The organism is Paenibacillus sp. 481 (genome assembly GCF_021223605.1).
GTDB lineage: Bacteria > Bacillota > Bacilli > Paenibacillales > Paenibacillaceae > Paenibacillus_B.
Genome location: NZ_CP075175.1, coordinates 1,187,274 through 1,208,675 on the forward strand (window position 1 = coordinate 1,187,274; position 21,402 = coordinate 1,208,675).

General features: G+C 48.5%; 20 protein-coding genes and 2 riboswitches. Of the genes, 1 reads left to right on the forward strand and 19 read right to left on the reverse strand.

What is annotated here, in order from left to right; genetic code table 11:
- Positions 1-195: 195 nt before the first annotated feature.
- The 6 genes from KIK04_RS05175 to KIK04_RS05195 form a co-directional block, all read right to left on the reverse strand.
- A complete protein-coding gene (locus KIK04_RS05175; RefSeq protein WP_232277244.1) occupies positions 196-2,670 on the reverse strand; it encodes a histidine kinase in 2,475 nt (824 codons plus the stop codon).
- 209 nt (positions 2,671-2,879) lie between these two features.
- Positions 2,880-3,485: a potassium-transporting ATPase subunit KdpC gene (gene kdpC / locus KIK04_RS05180; RefSeq protein WP_232277245.1), complete on the reverse strand. Its 606-nt coding sequence runs from the start codon at positions 3,483-3,485 to the stop codon at positions 2,880-2,882.
- 227 nt (positions 3,486-3,712) lie between these two features.
- Positions 3,713-5,857, reverse strand: a complete 2,145-nt coding sequence (kdpB, locus tag KIK04_RS05185) for a potassium-transporting ATPase subunit KdpB (RefSeq protein ID WP_232277246.1) — start codon at positions 5,855-5,857, stop codon at positions 3,713-3,715.
- Between the two features lie 29 nt (positions 5,858-5,886).
- Positions 5,887-7,566, reverse strand: coding sequence for a potassium-transporting ATPase subunit KdpA (gene kdpA, locus KIK04_RS05190; RefSeq protein ID WP_232277247.1), 1,680 nt, complete (start codon positions 7,564-7,566; stop codon positions 5,887-5,889).
- 61 nt (positions 7,567-7,627) lie between these two features.
- The gene (locus KIK04_RS24385) at positions 7,628-7,708 is read right to left on the reverse strand and encodes a potassium-transporting ATPase subunit F (protein ID WP_442951159.1); all 81 of its coding nucleotides are present in this window, start codon (positions 7,706-7,708) and stop codon (positions 7,628-7,630) included.
- A gap of 307 nt (positions 7,709-8,015) precedes the next feature.
- A riboswitch (cyclic di-AMP (ydaO/yuaA leader) is annotated at positions 8,016-8,200 on the reverse strand.
- 51 nt (positions 8,201-8,251) lie between these two features.
- Positions 8,252-8,695 (reverse strand): hypothetical protein, encoded by a 444-nt coding sequence (locus tag KIK04_RS05195; RefSeq protein WP_232277248.1) that lies wholly within the window; start codon positions 8,693-8,695, stop codon positions 8,252-8,254.
- Between the two features lie 75 nt (positions 8,696-8,770).
- A riboswitch (cyclic di-AMP (ydaO/yuaA leader) is annotated at positions 8,771-8,959 on the reverse strand.
- A gap of 326 nt (positions 8,960-9,285) precedes the next feature.
- Between KIK04_RS05195 and KIK04_RS05200 the strand changes: the two genes are divergently transcribed.
- Positions 9,286-9,714: a hypothetical protein gene (locus KIK04_RS05200; protein ID WP_232277249.1), complete on the forward strand. Its 429-nt coding sequence runs from the start codon at positions 9,286-9,288 to the stop codon at positions 9,712-9,714.
- Positions 9,715-9,931: 217 nt separating this feature from the next.
- Here KIK04_RS05200 and KIK04_RS05205 read toward each other — a convergent pair whose 3' ends face one another.
- From KIK04_RS05205 to KIK04_RS05265, 13 genes are all read right to left on the reverse strand, one after another.
- On the reverse strand, positions 9,932-11,185 hold the full coding sequence (locus KIK04_RS05205) for a CgeB family protein (protein WP_332329997.1): 1,254 nt from the start codon (positions 11,183-11,185) through the stop codon (positions 9,932-9,934).
- Between the two features lie 29 nt (positions 11,186-11,214).
- A complete protein-coding gene (locus KIK04_RS05210) occupies positions 11,215-12,321 on the reverse strand; it encodes a CgeB family protein (RefSeq protein ID WP_232277250.1) in 1,107 nt (368 codons plus the stop codon).
- A 280-nt stretch (positions 12,322-12,601) separates the two neighbouring features.
- A complete protein-coding gene (locus KIK04_RS05215; protein WP_232277251.1) occupies positions 12,602-12,886 on the reverse strand; it encodes a hypothetical protein in 285 nt (94 codons plus the stop codon).
- Positions 12,858-13,265, reverse strand: coding sequence for a hypothetical protein (locus KIK04_RS05220; RefSeq protein WP_232277252.1), 408 nt, complete (start codon positions 13,263-13,265; stop codon positions 12,858-12,860). Before KIK04_RS05220 ends, KIK04_RS05215 begins: the two co-directional genes overlap by 29 nt.
- A gap of 2 nt (positions 13,266-13,267) precedes the next feature.
- On the reverse strand, positions 13,268-13,609 hold the full coding sequence (locus KIK04_RS05225) for an alpha-helical endospore appendage domain-containing protein (RefSeq protein WP_232277253.1): 342 nt from the start codon (positions 13,607-13,609) through the stop codon (positions 13,268-13,270).
- Between the two features lie 28 nt (positions 13,610-13,637).
- Positions 13,638-13,925, reverse strand: a complete 288-nt coding sequence (locus KIK04_RS05230; protein ID WP_232277254.1) for a nucleoside-diphosphate sugar epimerase — start codon at positions 13,923-13,925, stop codon at positions 13,638-13,640.
- Positions 13,926-14,045: 120 nt separating this feature from the next.
- Positions 14,046-15,431 (reverse strand): glycosyltransferase family 2 protein, encoded by a 1,386-nt coding sequence (locus KIK04_RS05235; RefSeq protein ID WP_232277255.1) that lies wholly within the window; start codon positions 15,429-15,431, stop codon positions 14,046-14,048.
- 30 nt (positions 15,432-15,461) lie between these two features.
- Positions 15,462-16,505, reverse strand: a complete 1,044-nt coding sequence (locus tag KIK04_RS05240) for a GT-D fold domain-containing protein (protein WP_232277256.1) — start codon at positions 16,503-16,505, stop codon at positions 15,462-15,464.
- Positions 16,506-16,596: 91 nt separating this feature from the next.
- Positions 16,597-17,595, reverse strand: coding sequence for a dTDP-glucose 4,6-dehydratase (gene rfbB / locus KIK04_RS05245; RefSeq protein ID WP_232277257.1), 999 nt, complete (start codon positions 17,593-17,595; stop codon positions 16,597-16,599).
- Positions 17,592-18,323, reverse strand: coding sequence for a sugar phosphate nucleotidyltransferase (locus KIK04_RS05250; RefSeq protein ID WP_232277258.1), 732 nt, complete (start codon positions 18,321-18,323; stop codon positions 17,592-17,594). Before KIK04_RS05250 ends, rfbB begins: the two co-directional genes overlap by 4 nt.
- A 12-nt stretch (positions 18,324-18,335) precedes the next feature.
- A complete protein-coding gene (locus KIK04_RS05255; protein ID WP_232277259.1) occupies positions 18,336-19,085 on the reverse strand; it encodes a glycosyltransferase family 2 protein in 750 nt (249 codons plus the stop codon).
- The gene (locus KIK04_RS05260) at positions 19,082-20,245 is read right to left on the reverse strand and encodes a glycosyltransferase (protein ID WP_232277260.1); all 1,164 of its coding nucleotides are present in this window, start codon (positions 20,243-20,245) and stop codon (positions 19,082-19,084) included. The genes KIK04_RS05255 and KIK04_RS05260 overlap by 4 nt, the downstream gene beginning before the upstream one ends.
- Positions 20,246-20,250: 5 nt before the next feature.
- A complete protein-coding gene (locus tag KIK04_RS05265; protein ID WP_232277261.1) occupies positions 20,251-21,207 on the reverse strand; it encodes a glycosyltransferase family 2 protein in 957 nt (318 codons plus the stop codon).
- Between the last annotated feature and the right edge of the window lie 195 nt (positions 21,208-21,402).

The following is a 21,402-nucleotide window of genomic DNA, read 5'->3' on the forward strand; positions in this document are numbered from 1 at the left end:
TGGGAACTATGAAAATGACGCACGTGTTCTCTTATAAACGAAGTTCGGAGGAGGCGTTTCTAGTAACGCTAGTTGCTTTAGTATAGTAGGCCTAGTAGCTCTAGTAGCTCTGGTAGCTCTGGTAGCTCTAGTAGTTCTAGCAGGTCAGTCCTCCCCACGTCACTTCGTTCATTTCTAATTGGCCTCAAGTTGACCTCAATCGTCATGCCCTTCCCAATCCGTAACAATAAAAACGTCCATATGTCGAGCCAGACGCATAAGTTGGGCCATGCGCGAGCGTGTAGCACGACGGCCGTTGCGGGCTGGCAGGCCGACAATCATTTGGGTGGCGCGACGATTGTTCGCCAACTCGACTGCATTTGCCGCCCAATCTCTGCGGGACATAGGCTGCTGACTGCTAAACGTGCCGCCAAGACGCTCGGTTAGCGCTTGTACGGAGGTGAGTTGCTTGTCACAGTCCGCGCTGAGCCGACTTATGGGCAAGCTAATGACGTGCATAGCCGCCTTTAGGCGATGCGCAATTCGAAATCCGTGCCGCACGAGTCGTTCGGCACGTTCGTCAGGTTCCACGCAGACGAAGATAACCTCTTCTCTGCGCCATGGCCCTCTAAGCAAAGCCCTCCGTTCCCACGATTCGAGCCGCTCATCTACATCGTCAGCTACTTCACGCAATGCCAATTCACGCAACCCAATTAGGTTAGGAATGCGAAAAAAGTGTTGCAGCGCCTGTTCAACTTTATCTGGAGCATAAATAAGCCCTGACCGCAATCGATCTCGTACCGTTTGCGGTGTCACGTCAATGAGCTGAATTTCATTCGCTCCGCTCAATACATTGTCTGGTACGGTTTCACGTACACGAACTCCGGTTAGCTGCTCGACAGCATCATTTAAACTTTCGATATGTTGTACATTCACCGTTGTCACGACGGAAATGCCCGCATCAAGCAGCACCAGTACATCTTCATAGCGCTTCGCCCGTTCACTCGTCGGCACATTTGTATGTGCAAGCTCATCCACAAGCACCACCTCAGGTTTGCGCGCAATAATACCTGCTGTGTCCATCTCTTCCAACTGCCGTCCACTATACCTTATGAAGCAACGCGGAATAACAGGCAGCTTGCCGAGTTGGGCAGCTGTCTCGCGTCGACCATGCGTCTCCAATAGACCGACTACAACGTCGATCCCTTGCGCCAGCAGGCGGTTGCCTTCTTGCAGCATATGATATGTCTTGCCTACTCCTGGGGCGGCACCAATAATGACTTTTAATCTGCCGCGGCGCAAACCGACTGCCGTCCGCTCCATTTCCTCCTCCGTCCAGCGCTTAAAAGGAGCGGGTACGTCGCGCGACGAGGGCGGCCGCGCAGGTAAAATGCGTTCACCCTCATGAATGGCACGATCTGCAATAAAAAACAAGCTCGTATCCTCGATATGTTGCAGCAGTCCATTAATGAGCGAACCATTGCGCCATTCCTGCCACCTCGTTTGTCTAGAGTGGCCAAGCACGATCCGTGTAACGCCTCGTTCTAAGGCGTAATTCGCCAGCAGCGCGGCCATTTTCCGGCGCGAATGGCATGCAATTTCTTCGAGGGTAGCACCTATTTTGTGTGCAAGCTTGTTCAAGGAACGGCGAAACGTAGCCTCTACTGGCGTTAGATCTTGCTCAGGTGCAACAAAAGTGACGATATGCAGCTCACCGTTTAACCGTTTGGCAATTTGATGGCCGCGGCGGACGTGAATAGATCCATTCCAGCCATATTGTGTTAACACGAGAATGCGCTCTGTAGCGCCGGAAGGGCCAATCAGGCCCATTTCTTGACGATGTTCTTCCAAGGAGCCGTTCACGTCTTGGGCTAGCATACGGAGCGCCAGCTCTCTAAGGATGCTTAGTCGGCTGCGCTCGGCTGCGTGCCCCAATTGGGAGCGAGAGAGGCGATGTTGGCCTCTTCCGTGTGGCAAATTAGACGTACGCCGTTTTAATAAATAGCCTCCCTTAAGCTTGTTGCCCCCAATTTCCATCTTGCGTCCGAGCCCATGCTGACGATGCTGCCGCTCCATTAACGATTCCGCAGACACGTCAAGGAGGCGGACCTCGTCTGCCTCCTTGAGCACTTCACCTGGAATCGTCCATTCCGATTCAATTCCTGTCATCCGCTTCGCTGTATCATGCACTCGCTCATCCTCGTAAGCGTTCATCGTAGCAATGACGCTAATGCCTTGGCGAAGCAACTCGCGCACATCGTCCAACCGCGACATGTTGGACGCTCCTTGGCGATTGCGATGCGCCAATCCGTCAACGAGCACCACATCAGGCCCGAATTGCAGCAGCGCAGCAACGTCGAGGTCGCGCTGAGTGCGCCCCTCGACGTTCCATTCAATCATGGGCACAGCATCACACATAGCGGTTTGATCCCGCGTGTACTCGCCACCTGTTTCCCGATGTTGCTGCGGTGATGCAGGCCACGATGGTGTGGTCCCCCGCATGGGAGTAGTACCCCACACCACTTTCAGCCCTTGCTCGATGCAGGCTTCCCCTTCTTTAACCAACTCAGTCGTCTTACCCGCTCCGCTCGCGACAGCCATAAGTATACGGAATCGCCCACGTCGCATTTGATCGAGCAGCTTAAGCAATGCCTCTGGCGACTTACGACGATATGCATCGGTTTCCTTCACCTTCTCACCTCTTCACCTAGGTAACATGGAGTTCGTTACATCCAACATCATCAGCTTCTTCCTTCAATAAAATAGAGCACGTTCACTTCATTATATTTGATCCGCTTCATTCACTACATTCACTAGATTCACTCTAATCACTTCATTTACTTCATTCACTACATGTACTACGCTTACTTTAATCACTTCATTCGCTTCATTTAATTCATCTATTTCAACTGCTGCTTCACATCCAAATTAAGCAGCAGCACATTAACGCGCGGCTCGCCGAATATTCCTAAGTCCGGCGATTGCGTATGCTTGCTCACCATCTGCTTGAGCTGTTCGATAGCAATTCCGCTTTCCTTGGCGATGCGTGGTATTTGCGCATCAGCAGCTTCCGGGCTAATGTGGGGGTCCAAGCCCGAGCCCGAGTTGGTCACAAGATCGACCGGAAGCTTTGATACAGGAACTTCTGGATTAGCCTTGTTCCAATCGATAACCGACTGATCCAGACGTTCCTTTAATGCGGGGTTGGATGGAGCGAAGTTGGGAGATCCAGAGCCAGCCGCGTTATATTCGATACTCGACACGCGACCGTGAAAATATTGCGGGGAAGTAAACGTTTGCCCGATTAGCTCAGAGCCAATCACTTGGCCGCGCTCATCATGAATGAGGCTGCCATTCGCTTGCTTCGGCATGGCAACTTGCGCCACCCCAGTCATCACAAACGGATAAATGATGCCGCACAATAACATAAGTCCAATAATGGAGCGGATCATAGCCCCTAACGTGCCGGCTGTACTTGCTTTAGTTGTGCTAGACTGACTTGTCATCGTTACGCACCCTTTCTTATTTCCAATCTTCCTTGGTTTACCCCATAAGAGCCGCTGCTCATGCTGGCGCTGACACTGGCATTGACGTTGACATTGACAATGACAGTAACGTCGGAACTCAATCTGACATCGATGCTGACATTGATGCTTAACACCTGCCACTCAACTCCATGCCCATGCGCACAGCTCTTACGGGTTCTTTTTTTATCTCTCTCTATTTAGAAGAACTACACCCACAGTCCCACAATTAAATCAATCACTTTAATACCGACAAAAGGAGCGACCAGTCCGCCCAGTCCGTAAATGAACAAGTTGCGCGCCAGCGTTTTTTCAGAAGACATCGGCTTGTACGTAACACCTTTCATCGCTAATGGAATGAGCACAGGAATAATGATAGCGTTGAAAATGAGTGCCGATAGTACTGCCGATACAGGCGAATGGAGCCCCATCACGTTAAGCGCCGACATTTGCGGAATCGCCACCATAAACATCGCTGGAATGATGGCAAAATATTTGGCAACGTCATTCGCAATACTGAACGTTGTCAACGCTCCACGAGTCATCAACAGCTGTTTACCGATTGCAACAACCTCAATCACTTTTGTCGGATCGGAATCCAGATCGACCATATTAGCGGCTTCCTTAGCCGCAGCCGTCCCCGAATTCATGGCGATGCCCACATCTGCCTGCGCCAAGGCTGGCGCGTCGTTCGTGCCGTCGCCTGTCATCGCCACCAGCTTGCCGGCCGCTTGCTCGCGGCGAATGAGCGCCAGCTTATCTTCAGGCTTACTTTCAGCAATAAAATCATCCACACCCGCTTCACGAGCAATCGTCGCTGCCGTTAGCGGATTATCTCCCGTACACATCACGGTGCGAATACCCATCCGGCGCAATTGCTCAAAGCGCTCTCTCATACCTGGCTTCACCGTATCCTTCAAATAAATAATGCCGAAAATACGATTGTCTACGGCGACGGCAAGCGGCGTACCGCCCGCGGCTGCAACTTGTTCCGTCTGTTTATCCAAATCGTGCGGAATGTGGCCGCCTTGGGCTGCAACCCAATTTTTAACCGCATCTACCGCCCCTTTGCGTACTTTACGACCATCCTGCAAGTCAACTCCACTCATGCGGGTTTCTGCTTTAAATGGAATAAAGTCACCTGCTGCGGCCAACGTTTTGTCATACGTCCATCCTTGCTTGTTCATCCAATCCAGTACGGAACGGCCTTCAGGTGTCTCATCTTCATTCGAAGAGATAGCTGCCCAAAATCCAAGCTCTTCCCCTTTCGCCCCACCGACTGGAATTAAATCATGTGCCAAACGGTTACCAAACGTGATCGTTCCCGTTTTATCTAAAATAATCGTATGAATATCCCCGCATGCTTCAACAGCCTTACCTGAAGTCGCAATGACGTTAAACCGCGTCACACGGTCCATCCCAGCAATCCCAATCGCCGATAGCAAACCACCAATCGTCGTCGGAATTAAGCACACGAGCAAAGCAATCAATACCCCAACGTTCAGCTCAATGCCCAAATAGTTACCGAAGAACGGCAGTGTAATCACGACAATTAAGAAAATGAGTGTCAAGCTGACGAGCACCGTATGCAACGCTAGCTCGTTCGGCGTCTTTTGACGCTGTGCACCTTCAACGAGTGCGATCATCCGATCAAGAAAAGATTCGCCCGGATCGCTCGTAATGCGAATCCGAATCATATCACTAATGACTTTCGTACCTGCCGTAACCGAGCTAAAATCGCCGCCTGATTCTTTTAATACCGGCGCAGACTCACCTGTAATCGCGGATTCATCGACCGACGCCAAGCCCGCAATAATTTCACCGTCACCCGGGATGATCTCGCCTTCACGGACGACAATGACATCGCCTTTGCGCAAGCTCGTGGAAGAGACACGCACCGTGCCAGTCTCTGTCACCTTGTTCGCCCACAAGTCACGCTTCGTCTGTTTCAACGAATCAGCTTGCGCTTTGCCACGGCCTTCCGCAAGCGCTTCGGCAAAGTTCGCGAACCAGACGGTCACGAACAAAATGAAGCTAACCGCCGCATTGAACCACCACGGCATCGGCGCACCAAAAGCATCTGGCACAAACGTTAACAACAGAGTAATAACAAAGCCGATCTCGCAAATAAACATCATCGGATTTTTGATCATATAAGCCGGATTGAACTTTTTCAAAGCATCGACAGCCGCAACACGTACGAGCTCCCCGCTAAAAAAGCTGCGGTCCTTTTTAGGCGCATTGGGAATGCCTGGTCGCCCTCCCCCTGCTGGTCCACCCGTCTGTCTTTGGCCTCTTTGCCCGGAATCCGGTTCAAAAGGCGTCGGTGTTTTCATCATTTTTGCAGTACTCATCGCTTACAGCTCCTCCTTTATTCCCCTCATCATTTCCACAACGTTAAATGTTCTGCGATCGGTCCAAGTACGAGTACAGGGAAGAAAGTCAGCGCACCTACAATCACGACCGTCCCTACAAATACAACACCGAACGTTCCCGAACTCGTGCGGAAAGTTCCGCTCGTTTGCGGTATAGGCTGCTTGCTCGCCATCGAGCCTGCAACGGCCAACAGCGTAATCATCGAAATGTAGCGGCCCAAAAACATCACAATACCTGTGGAGATGTTCCAAAACGGCGTCGCATCCCCTAATCCTTCAAAGCCTGATCCATTATTGGCTGCGGATGAAGTAAATTCATACAACGCTTGCGACAGACCATGGAAGCCCGGATTGGAAATCGTATCGGCCTGTGTCGCCACGGCAATAGCTGTCGGTACGAGAATAAGGAGCGGCTGTACGATAAGCGTAACCGCGATCAGCTTCATTTCTTTGCTTTCCAGCTTGCGGCCAAGGAATTCCGGTGTACGCCCGACCATTAGGCCAGATAAGAACACAGCGATCATCGCGTACATCAATACGTTCAAAAATCCTGCCCCGACCCCGCCAAATACGGTGTTCAGCATCATATTGGCCAGCGTAACGATTCCGCCGAGTGGAGTCAGTGTATCGTGCATTGTATTCACGCCACCGGTCTCTGATGCCGTTGTAACAACCGAATATAACGACGATCCTGCGATACCGAAACGAACTTCCTTGCCTTCCATGCTGCCGCTGCCACTAAATCCATAAGCGTTCATTACAGGATTTCCAGCTTGTTCGGCTGCAATAGACGTACCTAGCAGCATAATGAACATCATCGACATCGCGACGAAAAGTACTCTGCCTTCTTTGGGACTACCGACCATACGGCCGTAAGCAAACGGTAGCGATGTACCGATTAGCATCATAAGCAGCATTTGCAGCATATTGCTGATTCCATCTGGGTTCTCGAACGGATGCGCAGAGTTGACTCCGAAAAACCCACCACCATTGTTGCCTAGCTCTTTAATCGCAATCAGCGAGGCTGCTGGTCCACGAGCGATGTGCTGTTCCGCTCCCTCAATCGTGATAGCCGTTTCCGTTGGACTGAACGTTTGTGGTACACCAAGCAGAACAAAGATCAAGCCCGCTACAATCGAAATCGGTAAAAATACACGTGTAATCGAGCGAACTAAATCGGCAAGGAAGTTGCCGAGCGGCTTACCGATTAAGCCACGAATAAAGGCGAACACGACAGCTAAGAACGTGGCTGGCGCTGTAAACATCAAGAACGTAATGCCGACCATTTGGGATAAATAAGATAATCCACTTTCCCCGCTGTAATGCTGCAAGTTCGTATTTGCCATAAAGCTTATTGCCGTATTAAAAGCGAGCGACGGCTCCATACCCGGAATCCCACTCGGATTAAGCGGCAGGATGCCTTGCAGACGAAAGATCGCGTAAGTAATGCCAATCATCAATATATTGGACAGCAGCGCTGCAAAAGCGTAGTTTTTCCAGCTCTGATTCACTTCTTTGATACCAAATAGTTTAAATAATAGTCGATCGAGCGGACCGAACACCGCATCTAGCGGCCGCGGCCCCCCGTTGTTGTCGAACACCTTGGCCAAATAAATTCCGGTTGGCCGCGCTAACAGCAGGACGAGCAGCAGCGTTACCCCGATTGAAATCCATCCTAATGCACTCATTGTATTTCCACCTTTCCCATATGACAGCGACTCTTGTCGAGCACCCTAGAATAAATTGTGTTTAAAATTTTTCTGGCTTCACTAATGCGTAACCTAAGTAGATGAACAAGGCCCCAACGATAACAAATAGTCCAATGGTCACAATCGTTCACCCCGATCTCCAACTTCCCGAGTACACCAGTGTAAGATGCCGATGCTCGTTAAGCCGAGCATACTAAGAAGCATTAACATGACCACGTCGTACATCTTGAATTCCTCCCCTTTTTCTGTTCAACTTTCCTGTTCCAGCAACGGTTTATCAGTAGCAGCACAAGTGCGCAAGATAACTGAATTTTTCGTCACGATACGTAAAAAAGCACGCAAAAAGGCCGCACGGAAAGAGGGTCCTTTCCGCGCGGCCTCACTAACGCACAGCAAATGAAAGCCGTACGTAGCCACGACGAAATAAGGCGGCCTCTATGGACGCTTACGAGGTTAGCTGACGGATTCGGGCGCATTGAGTCGCCCTACTTGGCTTGAGCCAAGATTCACCCCTCACATGCGCGACTTGCAGCTCGTGTGAGCTGTCGTTACGCATGCTGTACTTGTGGTTCCCCCGCTTCCGTCGATTGACGGAACTCAGCGATGAGCATAGCCTATTTTTTTAATGTGAAGACGAAGCATCGTTCATATCACGGTTCAGCATTTACAACGCTGTTGGCGTCGGGCAGTCTGTAACGGCATGAATAAGTTCCGTCATTAAAAAGCTTACTTGATCCGATTGCGTGAACACGATGTAGTTCGCACCTAGCAATCGGTAAATCGAATGCGGATGATGATGTTTAGTAACGACCGTTATCGGGTCTGTTGTCCAATGTCGGCACACTTGCAGCAAGCGGCACGTCAACGCGAAACTTTGCTCGAAAATGAAAATACGTCCTACAGGCACATGCGGTACGATCCAAGCTTTCGGATCGGACGTATTCAGGTGACACATGTGCTTGACACCCAACTTCTCCAGCTTCTTGGCCATTCGGGTGCTGTTTACAATGGCCGCAGTAGGTATCCCTGCTCCCCTTAACTGACGCACAAAGTCTACGCCCATCGCATTCGGTGCAAACACAGTAACGATGCGATCTGCTTCAAACATATCCTGTTCCTCCTGTCTTCATTACCGTCGCCTTTTTTTCCACAAGAAAGAGGAAATGCGCCAGATCAGACTAGGCACGCCTCTTCTCACACGCTTACGAGGTTAGCTGACGGATTCGGGAGCGAGAAGTCCCCCTATCAAAGCAGCACGCTGCTTCAAATTCACCCCTACGAACGGATAATGCGCAAATTTGCCCATTATGGCCGATTTCGCTTATTGGTTCCCCCGCTTCCGTCGATTGACGGAACTCAGCGATCTAGACGTTCGGATACGTTGTATTGCTGAACTGAATATTACGCCTGATTGCCTTAACCTGTAAATCACCGTGAAAGCTCATAAATGGTAATTCCGATGCAAGACATGCATGAAATCAAGTTCAATCTTCCAAAATCAGATCATTAGCTCGCTAACGCTCAACCGTTCGTGAATTATGGTGATTTCAAGAGATATTAGCAGCAATTCCAATAACGAGCTGCATGTAAGCGCTACTTTCAATGAAATTGGCGTAAAAAAATAGGTTTGTATCTATTTACACCGATTCCCAGATCACGTTAGGATACGCTCACAACGTTTTTGAGGAGGAGTTCGTATTGGAATGCTCGGGCGACCTTGAACTTCAGCGGAAAATGCTCATTACAGAGTGGCAGCGTTGGAATAACGAACGTTTTTTTAGCTCGATTCGTGCTTGCCGATTATGCACCGATGAACAGCCGCAGCCAACGGACGCGGCGTACGCAACAGATGTCAGCTTTTTTCATGACATGATTTTTTTTCGTAGTTGCCCTCGCCACGATGAGCATGCTCCAGCCGGAAGTGAAGTGCCGCTGCTGCCAAATTGGGTCCGGGAGCGCAATATCGACAAACCGATGCAGCAAATGGAACAACAGGAGCGTGCAGCTGCTCTGGAAGACGTCGTGCAGCGTGTTACAGGGCAGCCTGTTAAACGAATTTGGCTAAGCATCGTGCTCGAAAATGGAGGCAAGCTAGATATGGTGGAAATTGAACAAACGCTCATTTGACAAAATGCGCATAGAGCAAAGCCCGAGCAGATGTTGCCCGGGCTTTATGTTATTGTCCTACTCCTGTCAAGTAAAGGGTAAAGGTACAATATAGGGAGAGACGGTTGGGCATTTACAAGGTAGAGGTAGGATGAGGCAAGCTTTGATCTAGTAGGTGTCGTTGCTATCCATATGGACTAGGTTAGGTGAGTGGATTTGGTTGGTCATGTGGGCTGGGTCAGTTTGACTGGCCGATTGAATTTGATTGGTAGTGTGGGTTTGGTTGACCGAATGGGTTTGATTGGTCGATTGAGTTCAGTTGGTTAAGGTGCTGCTGTTGATCAGATGGTGGATCAAAAACGACGCGCAGAAGTTCGTTAATTCGATTCATATAGGTATGTTCTCTCATCGTCCGCTCTAGACTGCGCAGCGCGATTTCTCGTCTTGCCTCCTCGTTATGCAAGTAATATTCAACCTTGCTCACTAACTCCTCCGAGGATCTGTAAGTCTCAATTTCAACGCCAGGCGTATAAAAACGGGGCAAATCCGCGCGAACATCGGTTAGTTGGAGTGTTCCGCAACCGGAAATTTCAAACGTTCGTGGATTAGGTGAAACAGCGGGAATACGAGCTTTGTTGTTGTTAACCGTCTCATCCTCGACGGAGCGATGCATATTGATCACAATTTTGCTGCCGTTGTACAACGTCGCTGTTTCATGCGGGCCCATCCATTTATTTAACTCAATGCGCTTCTTGTAGCGAGAAAAATGGGTCAGGCGATCCCACCACAAGCCGGAGATTACGATGTTATGCGTCGCAAGGCGAGAAATAATCGGATTGAATGATCGAATTCGGTTCCAATAGCCCGAACCGATAAAGCTGACATCTCGGCGTACAGGGCTAATCGTATGGCGTGGGCGAAAATGGAGCGGAAACACTCCAAACGGCAAATAATGCACGTGCTTACAGCCTAATAAGCGATAATATTCGACGCAGTTTAATTCTAGCGTAAATACATAGTCGTAATGCGGCACGACAAGGGTCATAATGTCGGTATAGTAAGGATCGTCTGTAATCCATACAGCCGTCCGAATGCCAGACTGTCTAAGCTCATTCAGTTGTTCGACTGGAAATTCCATTCCATCTAATACAAGCACAAGATCGGGACGAATTTGTGCTGCCGTCTGCGCAACTGGATCACGTGGCCCTGCTATGGAAAGATGAGCAACTGTGCTTTGCAGCGTTGTTACAATGGCTTCATCCAATGGTGAATATGGAAAACCTTTTCCTGATGACACATACATGACATGAATCTGTCTCATGTCGGGATTTGCATGCACGGTATGCATAATAAATTGCGAGCGTCCCCGGATGTACCCCTCCGCATATCCTTTATGGTTCCCTTCATGTTGTCCACGCTGACGAGCATTCCTTATCGGATGCTTATTCATGGCAAGCGTCCGGCGCAACGACCTTAAATGGGACTTACGCATCTTACAGCTCCTCTCTTATCGCGTGACTCCTAGCCCTTCATAACCCTTAGCATTTGATCCACTCGATGCTCGAACGTATGGCGTTGAAAGGTCGTTTGCAGCCCGTTCATCGCTATACGAAAGCGCTCCGATTCATGATTTAAATAATAATCAAGCTTGTGAATAAGTTCGGCTGCTGTTTCGAACGTATCGATATCGAAGCCAGGTGTATACATTTCTAGAAGCTCACTGCGCGAATCAATGAGCTGCAACGTACCACAAGCCGCGATTTCGTATGTGCGGGGGTTTAAGGACTGACCCGTAATATGGAAGCTGTTTCGATTGTCCAGTCCGTATTCCGAAGGCCGATGCATATTGATAACAATCTTAGCCGCATTGTAATAATGAACAGTCTCCTCGATCGGCACCCAGCCTTCGCGCAACAGCGGTTTTAACTGTGCATACTGCGTTAATCGATCCCAATGTCCGCCCGCTATAATCACTTTTTTACGCAGGAGATAGGGGGCAAGCTCGTCAAATAAGCGGGCTCGGTTCCAAAATGCATTGCCGATAAAGCAAATATCGTACTTGTAACAGGCAGCTGTCCGCACAGGGTGGAACGTTGAAGTTCCTACGCCAAGCGGTAAATGCAGAACATAAAAACAACCTAAACTCGCATAAAAGGGCAGACAGGCTCGCTCATGGGTGAAAATCATATCATAGTACGGAGCAGCCTTTGCTGTATCTTCTGTAAAATACGGATCATCTACAAACCACACAGCTGACTTGATCCCCAATTCTCTTAAACGTGTCAAATGTTCCAAGTGATCGGCTGGAAACACATGCAGCCCATTCATAACGAGTACGACATCAGGACGCATTTGCTCCGCTGTCGCTAACATTTGTGACGCTTCAGCAGACACGAATTCCTTAGTCAGCTTGCTTAATGCTACACTGACTCCACGATCTATCGCATCAAATCCTTGCGGAATGTATAGAACACGCAAATCGTGAGGCATGCTTGCGGGAAAGGTGGCTTTAGCAACGATCGATTCACCAAGCCCCAACCGATAGCCGTCCGCATATCCCTGTCGAAATCCATGCTGCCTCCCTTCTTCTTGGCGATTAACGAGTATACTTCTCACGTCACGATTCACCCAGCTTCTGGCGCAAGCTATCCTCACTATGCACATTACGCCTCATATTTGTTATATCGAATTTAATATATGCCGCCATGGCAAGTGCATCATGGACGTGTGTCCGCAAAGCTAAAAAACAGGCTATTCCCTACGTGTGCGTGTATTCAAACTCTTTCAGACTCGTCCAATCACGACCAAGTTCCCCCCAGACATGCTTGTCCATGCAAAAAAACCCGGCATGCGTACGTTAACCGCAAAGTCCGAGCCCATGTTAGAACATTTCTCGTCCTTACATGCATTAGGTTTGACCCGCATATGCTAAATGATGACCGTCTTCAAAGCCTTTAGCAAAGCCTGTATTGAAGCCTTCATTGTACGCTTCATTAAAACTTTCGTTATACGCCTCATTTACCGCCTGCTTCGATGGTTGAACTGTACGAACAAGCTTTCCTTTGGGCTGTGATCGCTTTTTTCGTGCCACTTTTCGCACAACTTTTCGCACCGTACCTGAACGGCTTGATCCTGATTTGACGGAACGTACTTTACGAAACAATTTAGAGAGCAATTGTTCTTGTCTCTTCACGGAACGACGTTTTGGTGCTCTCGTCTTCCGCGCCCGTATGCGTCGTGTTACCTGTTTGCGTGCCATAATGTTCGGCAACTCCTTCCTCCTGCACTCCTTCAACTGAAACACGCTGCAATCTACATGCCTCGATCAACCATGGCTCAGCAGGAGTGCCTTTCATAATCGTGCGCCAGCGCCAGCCTGTAACCATCTTGCACAGGCCTTGTTGGTAATTCGAGAGCAGCCGAATGTTATCTCCGAGCTGTTTTACAGAAGGTTCAGAATATTGATTTAGCTCTGCCACCTGCTCCAGCATGGTGGCTAGTGCATGCTGGCTTCGAATGATAGCACTAATCAAGTCAATTTTTACAGCTTGCTCGCTCTCCCATACATTCATCTCTAATTGTCTCCTAAATCAAATTCACCGCCAAACGCACCATCAGGGAAACCGTGCTCACCGGACACGTTGTTCGATCCTTTCGTAAGAGCTTTCATGTTGCGCGAAAGGCTCTGTTGCAGCTTCGTTAAGCCTTCTATCATCTCGATGACTTGATCATGCACTTCTAATGAATCCGACAATTGTTCCTTATCCGTCGTAAACGATTGTTGCGTTAAATGGTTCAGCACCCAGTTTCGCTTTTTTTCAGCTTCAATCGCCTTCGCTTCCAATATCATGGCGATATTCCACTGCATTTTGGCCATTGCCTCTGCCATCATTAACAACGACCGTTCTTTACTCACCGGACCTTTCCCTCCTTTGCTCAACACCCTACTCTTCCGCTGCTTCATGAAGTTCCTGCATTACATGTTTCAATTGATCAGCCATCGCTTCTTCTAACTCCGCAAGACTATTCAAATAGGAAATAATGCTTTTGGTTACGATGGCTGACTGATCTTTGATGCCGCTAATGCCTTCAAATTCAGGGTGAGTGTCCGGTAAAGCTTGAATAATTTGCGACATCCGAACAGCGACATGCCGTTCGGCATCCAGTAGACGCGCCATATGCTGATGCGTATGTGACATATGTGAAATGAGTTCATTGATGACCTGATGCATTCGACTTCCTCCTATGCACAAATACGCAAATGTACGACTTGTTCGATGAGCAGTATGCTATAACATAACATATGCCAATCGTCATAGCAGGTAAACGGGCTATTCGCCCAAAAGCAAGCGCTACAAATGAAATGCAACAATTAGCGGCGCGGCACTTATCGGCAAACCTTCTTTTAACGTTTGCCGTTCTCGGTCCAGACGGACTAACACACGGGTATCTAGCCGCCATCTGATCAGTGCATGCTCGGTCACGATCTCACGCCAACACTCCCCTTGGCGCTGATAATACTTTCCTTTTTCCGTCCGAAATACACCGCCATCTGGAATAGTTCCATCTGGATTGCTTTGCAAGTTCCATTTAACCTCCGCTACTGCCGCGTCCATAATCGGACCTGTTCCCCATCCGCACAAATCGATTTGCGACACTTTCACAATCGGAATATTTACCGAACCGAACAACGGATATTTCGTGCCATGTTCAATCCAGTACACCGTGTCACTCAATCCCGTTACGGCAACATGAGTCGGATAGTAGCTTTGTGCTCGCACGGTTTCCTTCTTCGTAGGCTGCATTTTACTTTGCGCTTCATAGTACTGGCGTACGCGGTGAACGAGTTCATACGGATTTCCCCATTTTGCGCTGAAAAAGGAACCATTTCTATCATTGATCTCGGTAATTCGGTCTCCTAATTGCTTCATACTCATGCTGCCGAAGTGGTGAATAAAGGAATCCCTTGCAATCATGAGCTTGCGACCGTTCAAGCGGATACGTATCATATAGTCATCATCTTCAAAGTTGCCGATTTCAAACCCTTCGTCAAGATACCCTGTCGTTTCAAACAATTCGCGCCGAAATAACATACAGAAACCGACTAATCGATCTGTTCTTTGCCATTTGCTTGCGTTAGGCACATTGAATGCTTCCGCAAATTCCTGCATATGTTTCAATTGCTTGTATGGCACAGGAATTTGCTGATCGCCACTAATAAAGTTCGTCACTGGCCCGACGACGCCAATGTCGGGATCACTATTTAAACAATTCAACATATTGTTCAACCAGTTGGTCGTCACTATCGTATCATTGTTTAATACGCATATCGTTTGTCCTTTAGCCATCATCAGCCCTGTATTTACAGCTGCAGCAAAACCACGGTTTGTTTCATGCGCGTGAAAGCGTAAATGACTCATTTGATTGAGTAAAAAGTGGGCTGTCTCATCCTCGGATGCATCATCAACGACAATGATTTCATACGGTGTTGAAGTATGTGTTTGAATGCTTTCTACACACTGCTTCAGCAGGTCAAGATGGTTATACGTGGGGATAATGATGCTCGTGCCTTCAAAAGGAACCATGTACTGTTCCTGCCCCGCTCTAACACCTTCAGCATAACCGCGCGCATAGCCATAATTGAATTTTTCAAGGCGCAAATGTTGTTGAGTAGTATGATTGATACGTGATCGGCGGCTCGGTTTGCGCGAGGAAACCATATTGCGAGCGGCAACCATAAACGTCACCTCCACCAAAATACTTCACCACTAAAAAGATTCCACACCCTTAGCAATATTGTTAGCTAAATGACCGAAGTCGAGGGCTACTTTACCAAGATGCTGGGCGATGTGTTGCGAGATGATGACCGCCGGAATACCGGCCGCAACAAGCGCGAGGTCAAACGTATGTGTGGAGATTTCATCTAATACACGGGGAATATCCTGAACACCCTTGACTGGTGATACGACTCCGGTCACAGAGATGCTACGCTTAGTGAGGACATCCGCAAGCGCTTGCGCCTCATTGCCGACGACGAGTATTTTTCTGTTCTGCATTAGGAGCAGCAAATAGCCAAGACTTGCTAACAAGTAATTGACCGTTGAGTACGTAAAACGCGTCTTCATGACGTCTATATCGTAGGCACGAAAGACAGGATACAGCAGGGCTTGAAAGTTCGGTTGGCGTGAAGTGGGGATACCTACAAAAGTAGCACGGCGTACGGCTTCTGCAAGCTGATCGCGATATTTATGATCGGGGATATTCATTCCAGAGTAGCTTAGAAATGTACCTTCCTTACGTACCAATTCAGGTGACAGTACTTTATCATGCGCGAGTGCAAGCAGCTCACCGTCACCGAGGCGTACGACGGAAAGTGGCTTTTTCTCGTTTAAGGCTTGATGCATTTCCATATAGACGGTAAACGGGTCAACGAGCGGCTTTAATAAATGTCTTACTTTTTCATAGCCTAAATTAATGACATGGTCGACTGGAATTTCCGGCAAAATCATATGATCCGGGATAAGCTTCGTTAAAAAGCCTTCACCCCCCTCGTACTTTCCTTTGCGATATCCATCTTCATACGCAATTTTTTTGGCGATCTCGATGTCAATCGGGACCGGAGCTTTCTCTTTTTCACCTACTGGGGATGACAATGTTGCTTGTTTGGAATCCACGCGTAGCTTTCGTTCAGCTAAACGAATCTTATTTTTAACGATACGCCGTCTGGTCAGCTTATGGTCTCGCCATTTCTTAGTGGCTACAGCAGGGCTCGATTTATGGCGCCTTCCTTTTATAGCTCGAATGGATTTCATTGACCGGGTTGAAATTTTCATGCTAAGAGATAGCTTTGTACGCCGTGTTTTCCTTTTTAACATCCGCATATCCGTCCTTTCGCGATCATCATCATAGCTCTGTTCGATAGGCCCCAGATCGGATTCGTTCCCACCACACTCTGTTGTTGACATACCACGCCAGAGTGTCCGACAGCCCTTGTTCCAACAAAATACGCGGGCGCCAGCCCAGTTCTCGCTCGGTTTTGGCTGGGTCTATGGCATAGCGCTGATCATGTCCTAAGCGGTCTTTTACGAATGTAATTAACGACTCCGGCTTACCTAACTCTCGCAGCACCGTGCGTACCATTTCCAAGTTCGAGCGCTCGTGATGCCCACCCACATTGTACACTTCCCCTGGCAGGCCCCGATGCAGTGCTGCTGCAACTGCTGCGCAGTGATCATCCACAAACAACCAATCACGCACATTTGAACCATCGCCATATACAGGTATCGGTTCATCGTTTAAGGCACGAATAATAATGGTCGGAATTAATTTCTCCGGAAATTGCCGTGGCCCATAATTGTTAGAGCAGCGTGTAATGATGACTGGAACACCGTACGTTTGAAAATACGAGCGAGCAAGCAAATCAGAACTCGCTTTGCTTGCCGAGTAAGGACTGTTCGGCATCAGGGGAGACAGCTCGGTAAAATAGCCACTGTCTCCTAACGAGCCATACACTTCATCCGTTGATACATGAATAAAGCGGGATACTGGCTGACGCCGTGCAGCTTCTAACAAATGAAAGGTGCCTAGCACATTCGTTCGAATAAACTGTTCCGGATTCGTGATGCTCCTATCTACATGGGATTCAGCAGCGAAATGAATAATCGCATCAAACGGCACCCTTTGCTTGGAAAATAAAGCTTCAATCGCGCTTGCGTCCGTAATATCCACCTGCTCAAACTCGTATCGCTCATCACGTTCAATCGAGAGTAAATTGTCACGATTGCCCGCGTAAGTCAATGCGTCTACATTAGTAATGTGGATATGAGGATCATGTTGAAGCATGTATAAAATAAAATTACTCCCGATAAATCCCATGCCGCCCGTGACAAGCAGCCTGCTCATGGATGAACCCCCTTCAAATGACTTGCCGCTTCATGTAAGGAGTCGAACGTTCCTGCATCTGTCCACCACGCTTGCAGCCGATTGAAACTTAATTTCCCGCTTCGTGCGTAAATATTGTTTACATCCGTTATTTCCAACTCCCCACGGGCTGAAGGAACGATGGTGCGAATATGGTTGAACACTTCCGTATCGTACATGTAAATTCCCGTTACACAGAAGTTAGACGGAGGTTTTTTCGGCTTTTCTTCAATATAAGCGATTCGTTGTTTGTCTTTGTTATGGAAAGCTGCGACACCATATCGGCGCGGGTCCAGCACCTGCTTCAACAATACGCGCGCTTCTCCTAACGGCTGGTCCTTAAATGCTTTGACGTAAGGAGTCAAGTCATCTAGAAATAAATTATCACCTAGCAAGACAACGAATTTTTCATCTGGAGCGACGAATGCCTCGACAAGAGACAATGCCTGTGCAATGCCTCCTGCCTCCTCTTGAATTTTATAGCTGATGTTCACGCCTAGTTTCTCCCCGCTGCCCAAGTAATCCATATATAGCCCGGCGGACATTTTTCCGATTACGATAATAATGTCCTTAATGGCCGCTTTACGTAGTCTCTCGATGCCATAACTGATCATGGGATGCATCCCTACGGGCAGTAAATGCTTGTTCATAAGTGCAGTTAGTGGGTAAAGTCGAGTGCCTGTACCGCCCGCTAGAATAATTCCCTTCATGAGCTTCCCTCCTTACATAAAAAGATGGGGGTCGACGTTCCATTTTTCCTGAAACACTCGATAATTTCGATCCACAAGCTCCTTCAATGCTTGATCGCCGAGGTTACGGAAACTGGCGCTGCCATGATGGTGCACGAGCACATCCCCGCACATCAACAGTTTGAAACCGTGCATTCGCGCACGATAACAATAATCGTCATCTTCATAATGACCTGGACTGAAGCGTTCGTCTAACAATCCTATTGCATCGATCAAGCTGCGTTTGAACAAAAAACAAAGTCCAACGATCCGTTGCACGAACTGGCGTTTAGACGGATCGGGTTCATTTTTCTCAAGTGCTATCTGATGAAACTCATCTAACTGTTCATAAGGGTGTACGACCTGCTGTCGACCACTCGCATAGTTCGTTGTTGGTCCCACGATTCCAACTTCCGGGTCAGAAAAAAGGGCATCCAACATATTGTCCAGCCAGCGATGTGAAACGACCACATCATTGTTTAAGAGGAGAACGGCATCACCGGAACACATTTTCATACCAATATTGCAAGCTTCCGTAAACCCGCGATTGTCCGACAATGATACATAAGTCAATCGCTCATTGCGACAATAGGTCGAGGTGCCATCGGTAGAGCCGTTATCGACAATAATTATTTGATAAGGCGTGGTCGTATACTTACGAATGGCATTAACACATTCTATGAGTAATGAAAGCCCATTATAAGTAGGAATAATAATGCTTGTAGAGGGCGAATCGCTAATCATTCGCCGTTCCTCCTTTTCGCGATGCTTTCACGGTTCAACATCGGTTGAGGGGTCGGAAGTCCGCCCTCAAACAGAGCTGTGTGAAAAGCTTCCAAATGGTCGCCAATGATGAGTTGGGCCACTACATTGTCGGCACCTATATTCGTTTCACGAATACGGTTGCGCGTGATGACGTCCACGACGTGAGCGGTTTGTACGTTCAAGCCTTTCATCATCGCGAGCATTTGTGCTTTAGGTGGTACAGCTAATGTAGAGGCACCAACGGTCGTTAACGCTTTGCGACTCAGCGCGTGGGGGATAGCGGTCATCGAATTGGCATGTAAATCACCTCTTCCGAAGCAGTGATTTAGCCACTGTTTACAATACGACAGCCCATCATATTTATCGACGGAGTCCAGCAGGGGACTAATGTCATTGAGGGCAACATCGACGCCCCGCTCTACCGCCCATAAAAACGCACCCAACTGCTCTGCTTGAATAGGAAAATCACCGTCAGTGAACAAAATAATGTCAGCTGTCGTCACTTTAGCTCCGACAGCGCGACCGACATCGTGACCGATAGGATGTTTATAATGAATAATCGTCGCATTTGGCATGCGGCGTGCAACATCAAATGTATCGTCAACAGAACCGTTGACTACGACCACGACTTCGTGTAACGGAAGGCGTTTAAGCTCGTTCAAAACGGATTCCAAACTGTCCTGTTCGTTATACGCACAAAGGACGACCGCCATTTTTTTCTCTGACGGAATGAGGACGACCGAGGCAAGCTCTGGCAAATGCGCTCCCACATATGCATTGCGATAAGCCTCCGCCATCGCCAACAATTCGTCGTATGATTTTAACCGGCTAATATGGGGTTGAATATAGCGACGGAAATGTTCCTGCATTTTAGCTGCGAGGTCAGAAGTTTTGTCGGCTTTTTCGGACATTGAAGCAATCGTTTGGCCATCAATACGCCCTGCTTCAGAAGCACTGCGTAACAATTTAGAATCTGGCAGCGGACGTAAGGATGTACGCGCGTCTGAATTCGTATTGATACCTACGGCACGCGTCCTCGATGCCGTGTTTCTCTTACGCCCTGTCAGTCGCTTGCCTTTTGTTCGCTGTCGAATTCGCTTGACCGACGCACGTTGGCGAATCGTTGTCCTCCGCTTCATTTGTTTCACCTCACTAGTTCACGTCGTCTATTTAAATCGGTGAATCCACCTCGTTTACCTGCTTGCTCAACGAGCCAACGCATCGCGTACAAGTTGTCAGCTACAATCATTTTTTCCAACGGATCTGGCTGACGGGTACGGACACGATTTCTTCTTCCAACCTCAACGATTTGCGCGACTTTAACCTTCAGACCACGCTTGATTGCGATCGTATGTGCAAGCGGCGGAATCGCCAGCGCATCTAAGCCGATAACTTCAAGCGCACGACGGCTAATGGCGTGTGGGATAGCTGTCATCGAGCTACCTTTCAGGTCTGATCGAGATAAAAACGCATTCACCGCATGCTTGGCCAAGACGACGGGGTGGACGTTGGGACGACTCGTTGATCCGGAAAAGCCATTTAAAGCTACGTCAGAACCGCCTTCTATGGCTTGAACGAACGTTTGCAATTGTGTGGCAGGAATCACGATATCCCCGTCCAAAAACAATAAAATTTTCCCTTTCGCTACCGCCGCCCCTTCTTTTCTTCCTACATCATGGCCAAGTGGCCGCTCATAACGAATGACTTTGACACCCATTTTTTCTGCGATTCGATCGGAACCGTCTGTCGTGCCATTTGATACAACAATAATTTCAACCGCCTCATGAGCTTTTGAAGCTTCTTGAATGACGTTTCCAATCGTCTCACGTTCATTCATAACCGGAATAATGACGGACACGACAGGCTCCGGATGAAACTTGACTTGAAATTGATGTAGGCGACTTAACTTCTTGCTCCCAGGCTTATTTTGCAGCTTTGATTTCGAATTTTTTCTGGCTGCATGCTTGACATGGCTTACTTGTTTACTTGATGGCTTCCGTTTATTTGACCGGCCTGTGTTCCGAGCTGTCGATGATTTGCTCGCTTTAATGTTGGCTTGTTTGGTCGATTTGCGCCGTCGATCACGGTGCGTCCGTCGCACATCGCTTCCCTCCCTGCGCTGAGTAGCTATTGATACATCTCATTTTATGAACGATAGCGGATGTTGCAACGGCATCTGTACATATGTAACGTAAGGTCTAAATAATAAACTCTTTTTTCATACTCCCATGCAAAAAGCCATCAGCGTGATGCTGACGGCTTTTCGTTCGTTCATTCCGTTGTGGACAGAATGAAT

What these genes read in the sequence shown, in the direction of transcription:
- KIK04_RS05205 (WP_332329997.1), bottom strand. Translation starts at nt 11,185, where the DNA reads ATGCGTAAGTCCCATTTAAGGTCGTTGCGCCGGACGCTTGCCATGAAT.
- KIK04_RS05255 (WP_232277259.1), bottom strand. Translation starts at nt 19,085, where the DNA reads ATGATTAGCGATTCGCCCTCTACAAGCATTATTATTCCTACTTATAAT.
- kdpB (WP_232277246.1), bottom strand. Translation starts at nt 5,857, where the DNA reads ATGAGTACTGCAAAAATGATGAAAACACCGACGCCTTTTGAACCGGAT.
- KIK04_RS05230 (WP_232277254.1), bottom strand. Translation starts at nt 13,925, where the DNA reads ATGCATCAGGTCATCAATGAACTCATTTCACATATGTCACATACGCAT.
- kdpC (WP_232277245.1), bottom strand. Translation starts at nt 3,485, where the DNA reads ATGACAAGTCAGTCTAGCACAACTAAAGCAAGTACAGCCGGCACGTTA.
- KIK04_RS05220 (WP_232277252.1), bottom strand. Translation starts at nt 13,265, where the DNA reads ATGAATGTATGGGAGAGCGAGCAAGCTGTAAAAATTGACTTGATTAGT.
- kdpA (WP_232277247.1), bottom strand. Translation starts at nt 7,566, where the DNA reads ATGAGTGCATTAGGATGGATTTCAATCGGGGTAACGCTGCTGCTCGTC.
- KIK04_RS05250 (WP_232277258.1), bottom strand. Translation starts at nt 18,323, where the DNA reads ATGAAGGGAATTATTCTAGCGGGCGGTACAGGCACTCGACTTTACCCA.
- rfbB (WP_232277257.1), bottom strand. Translation starts at nt 17,595, where the DNA reads ATGAGCAGGCTGCTTGTCACGGGCGGCATGGGATTTATCGGGAGTAAT.
- KIK04_RS05260 (WP_232277260.1), bottom strand. Translation starts at nt 20,245, where the DNA reads ATGAAGCGGAGGACAACGATTCGCCAACGTGCGTCGGTCAAGCGAATT.
- KIK04_RS05235 (WP_232277255.1), bottom strand. Translation starts at nt 15,431, where the DNA reads ATGGTTGCCGCTCGCAATATGGTTTCCTCGCGCAAACCGAGCCGCCGA.
- KIK04_RS05240 (WP_232277256.1), bottom strand. Translation starts at nt 16,505, where the DNA reads ATGAAATCCATTCGAGCTATAAAAGGAAGGCGCCATAAATCGAGCCCT.
- KIK04_RS05195 (WP_232277248.1), bottom strand. Translation starts at nt 8,695, where the DNA reads ATGTTTGAAGCAGATCGCATCGTTACTGTGTTTGCACCGAATGCGATG.